Source organism: Serinicoccus kebangsaanensis (assembly GCF_008919445.1).
Lineage (GTDB): Bacteria > Actinomycetota > Actinomycetes > Actinomycetales > Dermatophilaceae > Ornithinicoccus > Ornithinicoccus kebangsaanensis.
The window spans coordinates 187,385-201,508 of the sequence record NZ_VSLG01000004.1 but is presented as its reverse complement, the minus strand read 5'-3'; the positions used below and the strand labels follow the sequence as shown (position 1 = coordinate 201,508).

Below are 14,124 nucleotides of genomic sequence, written 5' to 3'. Positions count from 1 at the left end.
GGGTATGCCGTCGCCCCCGCCGGTCGCCGCCGTCCCCGAGGAGCTGGTGCCGCACCTGGCGCCGGTCGACGGGGTCGAGGTGGTGCCCTACGACCACCGGGACGGCGACACGCTGCCGGGCGGTGGCCGGGACGTCGACCTGCTCGCGCTGTCGATGATCGCGGGTCCGTGGCTCGCGAAGGCCCGGCAGATCCCCGGGGTGCGGGCCGTGGTGCTGTCCTCGGCGGGCTACGAGCACGCACTGCCCCACCTGCCCGAGGCGGTGCAGCTGGCCAACGCGGTCGGGGTCCACGACACCGCGACCAGCGAGATGGCGCTCGCCCTCGTCCTCGCCGCGCAGCGCCACCTGCCGCACCACGTGCTGCGCCAGCACGAGGCGGTCTGGGACCGCTCGGCACCCGGCCCGTGGCGCTCGCTGGCCGACTCGACCGTCCTGGTGGTGGGCTACGGCGGCATCGGTCGCGCGCTGACCGCCCGGCTGCGGGCCTGCGAGGCCCGGGTCCTCGCGGTCGCCAGCACGGACAAGCCCGGCGACGACCTGGTGGACCGGGTCCACGGCGTGGACCACCTGCCCGACCTGCTGCCGTCGGCCGACATCGTCGTCCTCACCCTCCCCCTGACCGACCGGACCCGAGGGCTGCTGGGGGAGGCGGAGCTCGGCGCCCTGCCGGACGGCGCGCTGGTCGTCAATGTCGCCCGCGGCCCGATCGTCGACGCCGAGGCCCTGCGCGCGGAGTGCGCCGCGGGTCGGTTGCGGGCGGCGCTGGACGTCACCGACCCGGAGCCGCTGCCCGACGGCCACCCGCTGTGGGGCACCCCGGGCGTACTCGTGGTGCCGCACGTCGGCGGCGCGTCGCCCGCCTCACTACCCCGGATGGGCAGGTACCTCGCCACCCAGCTGCGGGCATACCGGGACTCGGGGCAGCTGCTGCACCAGGTGCGCACGATAGAGTCGTGACACCGCGCCGACGCCGGTCGCGGTGCAGCCGCCGGAGCCCGTCGTCGAGCCTCGGCGCCACACGGAGACAGGGGTAGTGCAGTGACGCATCGGAGCAGGTCGGGGGTCCGTCGGGCGCTCGCGGTCGTGGCGGGGATCAGTCTGGTGGCAGGTCTGGCACCGGGTGGCGCGGCCGCCTCGGGCCTGCCCGCCGCCGGGAGCCTCGGCACGGTCGGGGCCTTCGAGGACGGCAGCTACGTCGTCGTGCTGGAGGACGCTCCGCTGGCCACCCACCCGGGCACCGCGGGCTCGGCGCTGGACGGGGTGGACACCACCTCGGCCGAGGCCCTGGCCCACGTCGACCGGCTCACCGCGCAGCAGGACGCGGCCCTGAGCAGCGTGTCGGCCGAGCCGGGGTACCGCTACACCGTGGCCCTCAACGGCTTCTCGGCGCAGCTCACGGCCGAGCAGGCCTCCGAGCTGGCCCAGCGTGGCGACGTCGTCTCGGTGACCCGCTCGCAGCTGCGCCAGCTGGACGAGAGTGTCGTCAACCAGCCGGAGGGAGCCCCGGCGCAGCCGGACACCGATCTCTCGCCCGACCTGCTCGGACTGCGCGGGCAGGGCGGCGTGTGGTCCCAGGTGGGCGGCCCGATGGGGGCCGGCGCCGGCACCGTGGTCGGGGTCATCGACTCCGGCATCGCCTACGACAACCCGTCCTTCGCCGCCGACGGTATGCCCGCACCCCCGGCCTCGTGGTCCGGCGGGTGCCAGCGCGGAGAGGGTGCCGACGCCGGGGACTTCCCCCGCTCGGCCTGCACCGACAAGATCGTCGGCGCGGGCTACTTCGTGCAGGGCGCCCGCGGGGACGGCTACGACCCGATCGCCGCCGAGAGCGTCAGCCCGCTGGACACCGACGGGCACGGCTCGCACGTCGCCGGGACCGCCGCGGGGCGCGAGGTGAGCGTCGAGGACGGGACCGACACCTACGAGCTGGCCGGCATGGCCCCTGGTGCGCACGTGGCCGCCTACAAGGTCTGCTACGACTTCGCCGGTGGGGTGTCGGGGTGCCACCCGGCGGACTCCATCGCCGCGGTCGAGGCCGCTCTCGCCGACGGCGTGGACGTGCTGAACTTCTCGGTCAGCGGCGCCACCGACACCTATCTGGACCCGGTCGACCTGGCGTTCAAGAACGCCGCCGCGGCCGGGGTGTTCGTCGCCACGTCCGCCGGCAACTTCAACCAGCAGGGTGTCCCGGTGGCGCACCTGGGGCCGTGGCAGACCACGGTCGCCGCCTCGACCCACCGGCCGGACGACGGCCCGGTCCCCTCGATCGGCGGCTTCTCCGGACGTGGCCCGGTCGCCGTCGACGCCCGCGAGCAGACCGTGCTCAAGCCGGACATCGGCGCCCCCGGCATCAACGTGCTGGCCCCGGTCGCCAGCAGCGGGACAGGGCCTCAGTGGGCGTGGTACACCGGCACGTCGATGGCCTCGCCGCACATCGCCGGTCTGGGCGCGTTGCTGGCGGCCGAGCACCCCGACTGGTCACCGATGGCGATCAAGTCGGCGATGCAGACCTCGACGACCGGCTACGCCAACACCGTGAGCAACCGGGCGCACGTCGGTGGCACCGGCTTCGTCGAGCCGCGCGACTTCCTCGAGCCCGGGCTGGTCTTCGACTCGGAGGAGGCGGACTGGGACGCCTTCCTGGCCGACCCGTCGCGGGGCACCGACCTCAACGCCGCCTATCTCCACATCCCCGCGCTCGGCCTCACGCCGACCACGGTGACCCGGACCCTCACCAACCCCGGCCCGCGGGCCACGACCTTCGAGGCGTCCTTCGACGGTCCGGGCACCCTGTCGGTGACGGTCGAGCCCAGCACGGTCCGGGTCCCCGCCGGTGGCTCGGTGGAGGTGTCGATCAGCGTCGCCGACACCGGTGCCCCCGTCGGGCAGTGGCAGGAGGGCGACCTCAGCTGGACCTCCACCTCCGGGGCCACCGTCGTGCAGATCCCGGTGCTGGCCCGGGACGCGCTGCTCGTGGACCGCGTCTCGGGGACCAACAGGTTCGGGACCGCGGCGAGCATCGCCTCCCTCTACCCGGACGGTGCGGACACGGTCTACGTCGCCTCCGGCCGCGGATTCGCCGATGCCGTCGCCGGTGGCTCCGCCGCCGCGTCCGGGCTGGTCCCGGGCGGGGTCTCGACCCCGGACGGCCCGGCGCCGATGCTGCTGCTGGACGAGGAGTCGGTGCCCAGCCAGACGCGGACCGCGCTGGAGACGCTCGACCCGAGCCGGATCGTGGTGCTGGGCGGGGACGCGGCGGTGCCCGACACCCTCGTCCAGGAGCTCGAGGCCTACGCCCGGGTGGACCGGGTGTCCGGGAAGAACCGCTACGGCACGGCGGCCGCCCTCGCCCGGATGTTCGACGACGTGGACACGGTCTACGTCGCCACCGGCGAGTCCTTCGCCGACGCCCTCACCGGGTCCGCCAGGGCCGGGATGGAGGGCGCGCCGGTGCTGCTCACCGAGGGCGACCGGGTCCCCGACGCGACGGCCGAGGTGCTCGAGGACCTAGCACCGGACCGGGTCGTCGTGGTCGGCGGCGAAGCAGCGATCAACGACACCGTGGCCCGGGCGCTCGGGGCGGACGAGCGGGTGAAGGGGACGAACCGCTACGGCACGGCGGTCGCGCTCACGGCGAACCAGGACGCCGACGTCCCGGTGGTCTACATCGCCTCCGGCGAGAACTTCCCGGACGCGCTCGCGGGCTCGGCGCTGGCCGCGGCGCAGGGCGCGCCGGTGCTGCTCACCAAGCCGGGCAGCATCCCGCCGGAGACCATGGCCGAGCTCGACCGGCTCAGCCCCGAGCAGGTCGTCATCCTCGGCGGTGAGGCCGCCGTCTCCGACGGCGTGCAGGAGCTGCTCGACGACGCCTACCCAGGGTGGGTCGGGTCACCGTGAGCCGCACCCTGGTGCTGGTCCGGCACGCCAAGGCCGAGGGTGCCCACCCCGGCGGCGACCACGAACGGCGGCTGGCCGAGCGTGGTTGGCGGGACGCGGAGGCACTCGGCGAGATGCTCGTCGGGCAGGGCCGCTGTCCCGACCTCGTGCTCGTGTCGACGGCGGTGCGCGCGCGGGAGACGCTCCGCGGCCTCCTCGGCCCCCGCGAGATCCAGACCTGGGCGACCCGGCGCATCTACGACGGCGGGGTCGACGGGGTCGCCGAGGCGATCCGCGAGGTGCCCGACGAGGTCGAGGTGCTCTGGGTCGTGGGTCACGAGCCGGTCATGTCGACCAGCGCCTGGGACCTGGGCGACGCCGACACCGTGCCCGAGGTGGCGCGGGAGCAGCTCTCGTCCGGCCTGTCCACGTCCTCCGCGGCCGTGCTCGAGCTCGACCTGCCCTGGTCGGAGATCGGGCACGGCAGCGCACGACTGGTGGACGTGCATACCGGCCGGGGTGCCGACGCCGCACCCTGACCCAGCCGTCCGATATCGCGGTGACGGTGTCGGTGCCAGGACGTAGACTCCCCGACCGTGCCAGGAGTGATCAGCGCGCGGGGGCTGCGCAAGACCTACGGGGACGTCGCCGCGGTCGACGGGATCGACTTCGAGGTCGAGGCAGGCGAGAGCTTCGGCCTGCTCGGCCCGAACGGCGCAGGCAAGTCAACGACCATGCGGATGATCGGCGGGACGCTGGACCGCACCGGCGGCGAGCTCGAGGTCCTGGGCATGGATCCGGGCAGCGAAAGGCCGCAGGTGCGGGCGCACCTCGGGGTGGTGCCGCAGCAGGACAACCTGGACGAGGAGCTGCGGGTCCGCGAGAACCTCGTCATGTACGGCCGCTACTTCGGGATGTCCCGCTCCGTGCTCGCCGCGAAGGCGGACGAGCTGCTCGCCTTCGCCCAGCTCGAGGCCAAGGCCCGGGAGAAGGTCGTGAACCTCTCCGGCGGCATGAAGCGGCGCCTGACGATCGCCCGGGGCCTGGTCAACGAGCCGCGGATCCTGCTGCTGGACGAGCCGACGACCGGGCTGGACCCGCAGGCCCGGCACGTCCTGTGGGACCGTCTCTTCCGGCTCAAGGAGACCGGTACGACGTTGGTCGTCACCACCCACTTCATGGACGAGGCGGAGCAGCTGTGCGACCGGCTGATCGTCGTCGACCACGGGCGGATCATGGCGCAGGGCTCGCCCGGCCAGCTCATCCGCGAGCACTCGACGCGAGAGGTGCTGGAGCTGCGCTTCGGGTCGGCGCGCAACGCGGCCGTGGTCCAGCAGCTCAAGGGTGTCGGCGAGCGCAACGAGGTGCTGCCCGACCGGATCCTCGTCTACGCCCGGGACGGGGAGGCGGCGCTGGAGGAGGTCGCCGCGCGCGGCCTGCACCCGGTGACCTCGCTGGTGCGCCGCTCCTCGCTGGAGGACGTCTTCCTCCGGCTCACGGGGAGGTCGCTCATTGACTGAGGTCGACAGCACCCGGCTGGTCTACTCCGGCGACGGTCCCGACCACGGGGACATGGCGGTCCGTGCCCGGCGCTCCGGGGTGTGGTTCTACGCCGAGACCGTCCTGCGCGGCATGCGCGCCTTCGCCCTCCCGATCCTGCTGTATGCCGTCGCGCAGCCGGTCCTCTACCTCGTGGCGCTCGGGGTGGGCCTGGGGGAGCTGGTCGACCGGGGGACCGGCCCCGTCGGCGGGGTGGACTACCTCGTCTTCGTCGCACCCGCCCTGCTGGTGTCGACCGTGGTCATGTCGGTCTCGGCCGAGATGACCTTCCCGGTGATGAGCGGCTTCAAGTGGAACCGGCTCTACTACGGCCCCGTCGCCTCCCCGCTGGAGCCGAGCCAGATCGCCCTGGGCCACTTCACCGCCGTCATGCTCCGCTTCCTGCTGCAGGGGCTGGTCTTCTGGCTGGTGATGCTCGCCTTCGGCGCCGCGCCGGCCGGCTGGGTGCAGTCGGTCCTGGTGGTGCCCATCGGCATGCTCGCGGCCGCCGCCTTCGGCGCGCCGCTGCAGGCCTATGCCGCGACCCTGGACGACGGCTTCCAGTTCTCGCTGATCCAGCGCTTCGTCGTCATGCCGATGTTCCTCTTCTCCGGCACCTTCTTCCCGCTCGCGGCGATGCCGCCCTACCTGCACTGGATCGGGTGGATCTCCCCGGTGTGGCACGGCACCGAGCTCGCCCGGTGGGCCTCCTACGGTGCCGACCTGTCCTGGGGGATGACCGCCCTGCACCTGACCTTCCTGCTCGGCTGCACCGCGGTCGGCATCTGGTTCTCGGTCCGGACCTACACCCGCAGGTTGCGGTCGTGAGCGCCACGACGACCGGCGCCGCCCGCGGGACCCGGCGCCGCGGCATACCCTCGCTGTCGTCGCTGTCCTCGGGCAACCTCGGGTCCGTCCTCGAGCGCAACATGCGGGTCATCCGCAACCAGAACTGGGTGATCCTCGTCTCCGGGTTCTTCGAGCCGGTGCTCTACCTGCTGGCGATGGGGCTGGGGATGGGAGCGCTGGTCGGCTCCGTCACCGGTCCCGGGGGCAGGCCGGTGGAGTATGCCGCCTACATCGCCCCGGCGCTGCTGGCGACGTCCGCCATGAACGGCGCGATCTACGACTCCACCTGGAACGTCTTCTTCAAGCTGCGGCTGTCCAAGCTCTACCAGTCGATGCTGCAGACCTCGCTCGGACCGCTGGACGTGGCGCTGGGGGAGATCCTCATGGCGCTGTTCCGCGGGTTGCTGTATGCCCTGGGCTTCCTCGGGGTGATCGCGGTCCTGGGGCTGGTGACCTCGTGGTGGGCGCTGCTCATGGTGCCCGCGGCGGTGCTCATCGCCTTCGGCTTCGCGGCGCTCGGGATGGGGGTGACGAGCTATCTGACGACGTTCCAGCAGATGGACCTCATCAACTTCGTGCTGCTGCCGATGTTCCTGTTCTCCGCGACGCTCTACCCGATCGGCGTCTACCCCGAGTGGATCCAGTGGCTGATCATGGGGATGCCGCTCTGGCACGGGGTGGAGCTGATGCGGCAGCTGTCGGTCGGGCACTTCGACGGCCTGACCTGGGTGCACAGCCTCTACTTCGTCGGGATGACGGTGCTCGGGCTGGCGCTGACCACGCTGCGGCTGCGCAAGCTCTTCCTGCGCTGAGCGGGGCTCAGCGCAGCCAGCTGGTCATCTCGCGGACGGTGCGGCCCGCGCGCTCCAGCGGGTGCGCCCCCGCCGCGGCCTCGCGGCGGCTGCGCACTGCCCCGTCGCTGCCGGTGGCCTGACCGGAGGGGCCGTGGTGGCTGGCGAAGCCGGCGGAGTAGATCTGGTCGACGTGCGCCTTGAGCTCGTGCACGAGCGCGACGTAGGCGACCTCCGGCTCGACGCCACTGCTCGCGAGCTCGTCGTAGGCGGACTCCAGCGCCTCCTGCAGCGGCGCGTGGATGCGGTCCCGCGCCGCAGCCATGGCCACCGCCTCGTGCTCGATCGTCGTGACGATCGCGCCGGAGCGCAGCGACCCCATCGCCGCCGCGTAGGCGGTCAGCGTGGCCCAGGCCGCGCCGCTCCGGTCGTGCTCCACGGCCACCAGGGCGGGGCTGCCGCGGCCGTCGAGGTACTCCTCGCGCACCCGCTCGCCGTCGCCGAGGGTGCGCAGCAGGGCCAGGTCGACCTCCTCCGGGACCGTGAGCCCGTCCTCCCGGACCGTGGCGGCGCTGGTGACGATGACCAGGTCTCCCGGCTCGGTGTGCTCGTCGACGAGCGGTTGCACCGATGCCCGTTCCTGGTCCATGCGGCCGGGGCCCGGGACCAGGACGATGTCGCAGCGGGAGACGGCCTCCGCCGGGAGGACCACCGGCAGGCCCTCGATCTCGGCGCGCGCCGCGAGCCGGCTCTCGGGGTCGATGCCGACCCAGACGTCGACACCGCTGTCGCGCAGGTTGAGCGCGTGGGCGGCCCCGACGGCGTCGAAGCCCAGGACCGCGACCTGGCGGTCCTGCAGCAGGGTCAGGTCTGCGCTGTCCGGGTCGAGAGTCGTCACGGCGTCCACCCTACGTGGGGGCCGCGAGGGTCTCGTGGGCTCCGCCGCAGCCACCGGCCCACCGCTCGAGCCCGCGTCCGCGCCGACGGGGAGGCCGGGCATACCCGCAGGTCAGCGCCCTCGATCTTGACCCAACGTCAACGTCGCCCCTGGCGCTGACGCCTCGTCAGCCGGATAGCCTGTGGCCCATGACCCCGACAGCGTCGTCCTCCACTTTCGCCGTCACCGAGGTGCCCGAGCGCCGTTCGCCCGAGGAGATCGCCGAGCTGCTGCGCAACCCGGGGTTCGGCTCGCTGTTCTCCGAGCACATGGTGCTGGTGGAGTGGGACGCCGAGCAGGGCTGGCACGACGCGAGGGTCGTCCCCTACGGGCCGATCCCGCTGGACCCCTCCGCGGCGGTGTTCCACTACGCCCAGGAGATCTTCGAGGGTATGAAGGCCTACCGGCACGAGGACGGCACCGTCTGGACCTTCCGCCCCGAGCGCAACGCGGAGCGCTTCAACAACTCGGCCCGTCGCCTGGCCATGCCCGAGCTGCCGCCGACGCTCTTCCTCGACGCGATCAAGGAGCTCGTCGGCCTGGACGAGGCCTGGGTGCCGGGCGCCGACGCGGGCGAGATGTCGCTCTACCTGCGGCCGTTCATGATCGCGACCGAGGAGGCGCTCGGGGTGCGCCCCAGCAACAGGTACCTCTTCAGCGTGATCGCCTCGCCGGCCGGCGCCTACTTCTCCGGCGGGCTCAAGCCGGTCAGCCTCTGGGTGAGCGACCAGTACGTCCGCGCCGCGGCCGGCGGGACCGGCGCCGCGAAGTGCGGTGGCAACTACGCCGCCTCCCTGGCCAGCCAGGCCGAGGGGATCGAGCACGGCTGCGACCAGGTGGTCTTCCTCGACGCGGTGGAGCACCGCTACGTCGAAGAGCTCGGTGGCATGAACCTCTTCTTCGTGCACGCCGACGGCCAGGTGGTCACGCCCGAGCTCACCGGCACGATCCTTCCCGGGGTGACGCGGTCCTCGCTCATCGACCTGCTGCGCGAGCGCGGCCACGAGGTCACCGAGCGACGGTTCACCATCGACGAGTGGCGCGACGGGGTCGCCAGCGGCGAGATCACCGAGGTCTTCGCCTGCGGCACCGCCGCCGTCATCACGCCCGTGGGGCGCCTGGCCTGGGGCGGCGGCGAGCTGGACATGCCCGCCGAGCACAAGATCACCGAGGAGCTGCGGGCCGAGCTGCTCGACATCCAGTACGGCCGCGCCGAGGACCGGCACGGCTGGCTCTACCAGCTCGTCTGAGCACGACTCTCACGCAGGAGTTGTCCCTCTGCGGTGCTGCATCACCGCAGACGAACAGCTTCTGCACACGAGTGACGCGCTCACTCCTGCGGCGTCGGGAGCTCGTCGAGCACCCCGAGCAGCCGCTGCCGCAGCGCGTTCGACCGCCGCGTGAACGCCCGCTGCGCGTCGGCATACTCCCGCTTGCCCTCCGCCGTCTCGATCCGCACCGGCTCGTAGCCGAGCTCGCGCAGGTCGTAGGGGGCGGCCCGCATGTCCAGCTCGCGGATGTCGCGCGCCAGCACGAAGGCGTCCAGGGTCAGCTCGCTCGGCACGGCGGGGGCGAGCTTGAAGCACCACTTGTAGAGATCCATGCCCGCGTGCAGGCAGCCCGGCTGCTCCAGCTGCACCTGGCTCTCCCGGGTGGGCGCGAGGGCGTTGCGCGGTGCTGCGGCAGGGGTGAAGAATCGGTGCGCGTCGAAGTGGGAGCACGCGACCTGGTGGCCCTCCACGACCGCGTCGGTGCCGATCCGGCCGAGCCGCAGCGGCCAGTCGTGCCGGATCTCCTCGCGGTCCGCGCGGTAGACCATCGCCCACTCGTGCAGACCGAAGCAGCCGAACCGGCCGGGGCGCGACAGGGTGGCCGCGAGCAGCTCCCGGACGAAGTCGACGGTCCGCCCCCGACGTCGCACGAACCCGGCGACGTCGAGGTATGCGGTGCCGCTGCCGTCCACGAGGTAGCCGCTCCAGCCCTCGCGCTCGGCGGCGTCCGCCAGGCCGACCCCCGGCCCCGGGTGCCAGCGGCCGAGCTGGGCCGGGCGGAAGGCGTAGTACTCCCACAGGAAGTCGTCCACCGGGTGGGTGCGCCCCTCGACGCGTCGCGCCAGCCGGTCGGCGGTCAGCCCCTCGACGGCCTGCGCGTGCGCCCGTGCGTGCTCGCGCCACGTCGGGGCGTCGAGGATCTCGCGCACCGGGAGCGTGGTGGTCGGGGTCGGCACGACACCCCAGCCTAGCGGCGGCGGACGGCGCCCGCGGGGGCCCTGCGGTGGCTGGCCCGGCCGCTCCAGGTGTGAGATCCTGGAGGCGGACGCCCCGGTGGGCGGATCCCCGGACGAGGCACGTCGTACCCGGCACCGACGACGACGTGGCACGCCCGAGGAGGGCGTCATCATGGTGATCTCCTGGATCGTCCTCGTCCTGTCCGGCGTGCTCGAGAGCGTCTGGGCCGCCGCCCTCACCGCCACCGAGGGCTTCACCCGGCTCTGGCCGAGCGTGGTCTTCGGCGTCGCCCTGGCTTTCAGCATGGCCGGGCTCGGGTGGGCGCTGCGGACCATCCCGCTCGGCACGGGGTATGCCGTGTGGGTCGGGATCGGTGTCGTCGGCACCGCGCTCTGGGGCATCGTCGCGCTCGGGGAGCCGGTCACCGTGGCGCGCATCGTGTGCCTCGTGGCCATCGTCGGCGGGATCGTCGGGCTGAAGCTGACCTCCGGCCACTGACTCACCGGACCTTCCTTTGTGGACATAGCTTTCTCGGCGACGGGCCTCAGAAAGCCATGTCCAGATCTGGTGCGAGGGGCCTGGCGCCACGGCATACCCTGGGGGTATGCGTATCTGCCGCTTCACCGACGGTGACGACCCCCGCTTCGGCCTGGTGGACGGGGCGGGTGAACGGATCGCCGAGATCTCCGGGGACCCGCTCTACACCAAGATCGACCTGACCGGCCAGACCGTCGACGTCGCCGACGTGCGGCTGCTCGCGCCGGTGATCCCGCGCAGCAAGGTCGTCGCGGTGGGGCGCAACTACGCCGACCACGCGCGCGAGATGGGCAACGAGCTCCCGGCGGAGCCGATGATGTTCTTCATCCCCAACACCTCGGTGTGCGGTCCGGGCGACCCGGTCGTGATCCCGCCGTTCGCGACCGAGATCTCCTTCGAGGCCGAGCTGGCGGTCGTCATCGGCCGGATGTGCAAGGACGTCGCCGCCGAGGACGCCGGGTCGGTGGTCTTCGGCTACACCTGCGCCAACGACGTGACCGCCCGCGACCTGCAGCGCGGCGACGGCCAGTGGGCCCGGGCCAAGGGGATGGACACCTTCACCCCCCTCGGGCCCTGGATGGAGACCGACCTCGACACCGCCGACCTACGGATCCGCTGCACGGTCGACGGCGAGGTCCGGCAGGACGGCACGAGCGCCGACATGCACTTCGGGATCGGCGAGGTCATCGCGCACGCGTCCGCGGCCTTCACCCTGCTGCCCGGTGACGTCATCCTCACCGGCACCCCGGCCGGGGTCGGTCCGATCACCGCGGGCCAGCGCTGCGAGGTGGAGATCGAGGGGATCGGCGCGCTCGCCAACCCGTTCGTGGCCGGCGGCACCGACTGAGATGACCGAGGCGCCCATCGGGGTCTTCGACTCCGGTTTCGGCGGGCTGACCGTGGCCCGGGAGGTGCTGGACCAGCTCCCGCACGAGTCGGTCCTCTACCTCGGCGACACCGCCCGCACCCCCTACGGCCCACGCCCCATCGCCCAGGTCCGGGAGTTCTCCCTCGAGTGCCTGGACCGGCTGGTCGAGCACGGCGTGAAGGCGCTGGTCATCGCGTGCAACAGTGCGTCCGCCGCGGTGCTCGCCGACGCCCGGGAGCGGTATGCCGTGCCGGTGGTCGAGGTGATCCGGCCCGCGGTGCGGCGAGCCATGGCGGTGACCCGCAACGGCCAGATCGGGGTGATCTCGACCGCGGCGACCCACCAGTCCCGGGCCTACGTCGACTCCTTCGTCGCCGCGCCGCCGTCGGTGCAGGTCGCCAGCCAGCCCTGCCCGCGCTTCGTCGAGCTGGTCGAGGCGGGCGTCACCAGCGGGCCGGAGGTGATCGAGGTGGCGCGCGCCTACCTCGAGCCGCTGCGGCAGCGCGACATCGACACCCTGATCCTGGGGTGCACGCACTACCCGCTGCTCACCCAGGCACTGCAGTACGTGCTCGGTGAGCAGGTGATGCTCGTCTCCTCTGCCGCCGCGACCGCCGCCGACCTCTTCCGGGTGCTCACCGACTCGGGGCTCCTCGCCGGCCAGGACAACCCGCCGGTGCACCAGTGGTTGACCACCGGTGACCCGGACGGCTTCCACTACCTGGCGCGCCGGTTCCTCGGGCCCGAGGTGGAGCAGGTGCACCGGGCCTTCGTGGGGCGCCCCGAGGAGCGCGTCTGAGCGAGGGCCGGGCAGGGGGGTGGCGTCGTGGGCTAGTGTTCACCGGACGTTCGACCGCACGACACGCGAGAGCAGGTGACGAGTGACCCAGGTGGACCTCCGGCCGGTGGAGAAGGCCACCCGGAGCACCCGCGGCGAGGTGGGGCGGATCGGCGTCGCGATCCTCTTCATCGTCGGCGTCATCGTCTTCACCGGCGCCGCGTTCGGCCACGTGGAGCAGGCATACCTGCTGATCGCGGCCGCCGTCATCGGTGGCTACATGGCGCTCAACATCGGTGCCAACGACGTCGCCAACAACGTCGGACCCGCCGTCGGGTCGATGGCCATGACGATGGCCACCGCCATCGGCATCGCCGCGGTCTTCGAGGCCGCCGGGGCGATCATCGCCGGTGGCGACGTGGTCGACACCGTGAAGAACGGCATCATCGACCCGGACAGCATCGCCGACCCGCAGATCTTCGTCTGGGTGATGCTGGGCTCGCTGCTCGGGGCGGCCCTGTGGCTCAACATCGCGACCTTCATGGGCGCCCCGGTGTCGACCACCCACGCCATCGTCGGAGGGGTCCTCGGCGGCGGTGTCGCCTCCTCCGGCTGGGCGATCGTCAACTGGGACGTCATGGGGTCCATCGCCCTGAGCTGGGTCGTCTCCCCGGTCGTCGGAGGCCTCATCGCCGCGGGCACGCTCTACCTGCTCAAGCGCACGGTGCTGTTCCGCGACCGGCCGGTGGACGCCGCGATCCACGTGGTGCCCGTCCTCATCGCCGTCATGGCGTGGGCGTTCGCCACCTACCTGGCGCTCAAGGGGCTCTCCAACCTGGTCAGCATCTCCTTCCCCGTCGCGCTGCTGGGCGGGCTCGTGGTGGGGGTGGTGACGTATGCCGTCGTCCGCCCGATGGTGGTCCGCGCGGCCCCGGGCCTGACCCAGGACACCGAGGGCGTCAACAGCCTGTTCACCATCCCGCTGATCTGCGCGGCGGCGCTGCTGAGCTTCGCCCACGGCGCGAACGACGTCGCGAACGCCGTGGGCCCGCTCGCCGGCATCGTCGAGGTGCTGGACGGGGGAGCCGCCGGGGGTGAGGCCGGGATCCCGCTGTGGGTCCTGGTGATCGGGGCCCTGGGCATCTCGGTCGGGCTGGCCCTCTTCGGCCCCAAGCTGATCCGCACCGTCGGCAGCGAGATCACCGAGCTGGACCGGTCCCGGGCCTTCTGCATCGCGCTGGCCGCCGCGCTGACGGTGATCGTCGCCAGCCAGCTCGGGCTGCCGGTCAGCTCCACCCACGTCGCGCTCGGTGGGATCTTCGGCGTCGGCTTCCTGCGCGAGTTCCTCGACGACCGGATGAACCGGGCGATCGAGAAGGTGCTCCGGGCGCACCGCGACGACACCGACCTCGCCAAGGTCGAGCGGATGCTCGAGGCCTTCCGGGAGGCGGGGTCCGATGACAAGCGGCGGATGCTGGACACGCTGCAGGAGATGGGCTCCGAGGCGGTCATCACGGCCGCCCAGGGCAAAAAGCTGCGCAAGGCGCTGAAGCGGCAGCTGGTCCGCCGCTCGCACATGCTCAAGATCGCCTCCGCCTGGGTGATCACGGTCCCCGTGGCGGGCATGCTCTCGGCCCTGTTCTTCTTCGCGCTGCGCGGCATGCTGCTGCCCTGAGCCCGGGACCAGCGGCGCGGCCCGGTGCGTCGCGCTCGCGTATCC

Annotated in this window: 13 protein-coding genes and 1 riboswitch; of the genes, 11 read left to right on the top strand and 2 right to left on the bottom strand. The window is 72.6% G+C overall.

Annotation, left to right across the window (positions count from 1 at the left end; genetic code table 11):
- Positions 1 to 4 precede the first annotated feature (4 nt).
- The 6 genes from FXF60_RS06645 (at position 5) to FXF60_RS06620 (ending at position 7,077) form a co-directional block, all read left to right on the top strand.
- Positions 5 to 958 (top strand): NAD(P)-dependent oxidoreductase, encoded by a 954-nt coding sequence (locus tag FXF60_RS06645; RefSeq protein ID WP_151524745.1) that lies wholly within the window; start codon positions 5 to 7, stop codon positions 956 to 958.
- A 144-nt stretch (positions 959 to 1,102) separates the two neighbouring features.
- The gene (locus FXF60_RS06640) at positions 1,103 to 3,898 is read left to right on the top strand and encodes a cell wall-binding repeat-containing protein (RefSeq protein ID WP_192796638.1); all 2,796 of its coding nucleotides are present in this window, start codon (positions 1,103 to 1,105) and stop codon (positions 3,896 to 3,898) included.
- On the top strand, positions 3,895 to 4,416 hold the full coding sequence (locus FXF60_RS06635; protein WP_192796637.1) for a SixA phosphatase family protein: 522 nt from the start codon (positions 3,895 to 3,897) through the stop codon (positions 4,414 to 4,416). Before FXF60_RS06640 ends, FXF60_RS06635 begins: the two co-directional genes overlap by 4 nt.
- A gap of 57 nt (positions 4,417 to 4,473) precedes the next feature.
- Entirely contained in the window at positions 4,474 to 5,397 is a 924-nt protein-coding gene (locus FXF60_RS06630; RefSeq protein ID WP_151524738.1) for an ABC transporter ATP-binding protein, read from the top strand.
- On the top strand, positions 5,390 to 6,244 hold the full coding sequence (locus FXF60_RS06625) for an ABC transporter permease (RefSeq protein WP_238335740.1): 855 nt from the start codon (positions 5,390 to 5,392) through the stop codon (positions 6,242 to 6,244). The genes FXF60_RS06630 and FXF60_RS06625 overlap by 8 nt, the downstream gene beginning before the upstream one ends.
- Positions 6,241 to 7,077, top strand: a complete 837-nt coding sequence (locus FXF60_RS06620; RefSeq protein ID WP_437440853.1) for an ABC transporter permease — start codon at positions 6,241 to 6,243, stop codon at positions 7,075 to 7,077. Before FXF60_RS06625 ends, FXF60_RS06620 begins: the two co-directional genes overlap by 4 nt.
- Positions 7,078 to 7,084: 7 nt before the next feature.
- Here FXF60_RS06620 and FXF60_RS06615 read toward each other — a convergent pair whose 3' ends face one another.
- A complete protein-coding gene (locus FXF60_RS06615) occupies positions 7,085 to 7,954 on the bottom strand; it encodes a ketol-acid reductoisomerase (RefSeq protein WP_192796636.1) in 870 nt (289 codons plus the stop codon).
- Between the two features lie 188 nt (positions 7,955 to 8,142).
- Between FXF60_RS06615 and FXF60_RS06610 the strand changes: the two genes are divergently transcribed.
- Complete coding sequence (locus FXF60_RS06610) at positions 8,143 to 9,243, top strand: branched-chain amino acid aminotransferase (protein ID WP_151524734.1); 1,101 nt, start codon at positions 8,143 to 8,145, stop codon at positions 9,241 to 9,243.
- Positions 9,244 to 9,323: 80 nt separating this feature from the next.
- Here the strand turns inward: FXF60_RS06610 and FXF60_RS06605 are convergent, their stop codons facing one another.
- The gene (locus FXF60_RS06605) at positions 9,324 to 10,220 is read right to left on the bottom strand and encodes a 3-methyladenine DNA glycosylase (protein ID WP_192796635.1); all 897 of its coding nucleotides are present in this window, start codon (positions 10,218 to 10,220) and stop codon (positions 9,324 to 9,326) included.
- A gap of 85 nt (positions 10,221 to 10,305) precedes the next feature.
- A riboswitch (guanidine-III (ykkC-III) riboswitch) is annotated at positions 10,306 to 10,371 on the top strand.
- A 27-nt stretch (positions 10,372 to 10,398) separates the two neighbouring features.
- Between FXF60_RS06605 and FXF60_RS06600 the strand changes: the two genes are divergently transcribed.
- From FXF60_RS06600 to FXF60_RS06585, 4 genes are all read left to right on the top strand, one after another.
- Positions 10,399 to 10,719, top strand: a complete 321-nt coding sequence (locus FXF60_RS06600) for a DMT family transporter (protein ID WP_151524987.1) — start codon at positions 10,399 to 10,401, stop codon at positions 10,717 to 10,719.
- 106 nt (positions 10,720 to 10,825) lie between these two features.
- Complete coding sequence (locus FXF60_RS06595) at positions 10,826 to 11,605, top strand: fumarylacetoacetate hydrolase family protein (protein ID WP_151524732.1); 780 nt, start codon at positions 10,826 to 10,828, stop codon at positions 11,603 to 11,605.
- Between the two features lies 1 nt (position 11,606).
- Positions 11,607 to 12,425 (top strand): glutamate racemase, encoded by an 819-nt coding sequence (gene murI / locus FXF60_RS06590; RefSeq protein WP_151524730.1) that lies wholly within the window; start codon positions 11,607 to 11,609, stop codon positions 12,423 to 12,425.
- Positions 12,426 to 12,507: 82 nt separating this feature from the next.
- Positions 12,508 to 14,079 (top strand): inorganic phosphate transporter, encoded by a 1,572-nt coding sequence (locus FXF60_RS06585; RefSeq protein ID WP_202879576.1) that lies wholly within the window; start codon positions 12,508 to 12,510, stop codon positions 14,077 to 14,079.
- Positions 14,080 to 14,124: the final 45 nt, after the last annotated feature.

Bases quoted from the DNA above. Each gene is read 5' to 3' on its own strand.
- FXF60_RS06645 (WP_151524745.1), top strand. From the start codon at position 5: ATGCCGTCGCCCCCGCCGGTCGCCGCCGTCCCCGAGGAGCTGGTGCCG.
- FXF60_RS06610 (WP_151524734.1), top strand. From the start codon at position 8,143: ATGACCCCGACAGCGTCGTCCTCCACTTTCGCCGTCACCGAGGTGCCC.
- FXF60_RS06595 (WP_151524732.1), top strand. From the start codon at position 10,826: ATGCGTATCTGCCGCTTCACCGACGGTGACGACCCCCGCTTCGGCCTG.
- murI (WP_151524730.1), top strand. From the start codon at position 11,607: ATGACCGAGGCGCCCATCGGGGTCTTCGACTCCGGTTTCGGCGGGCTG.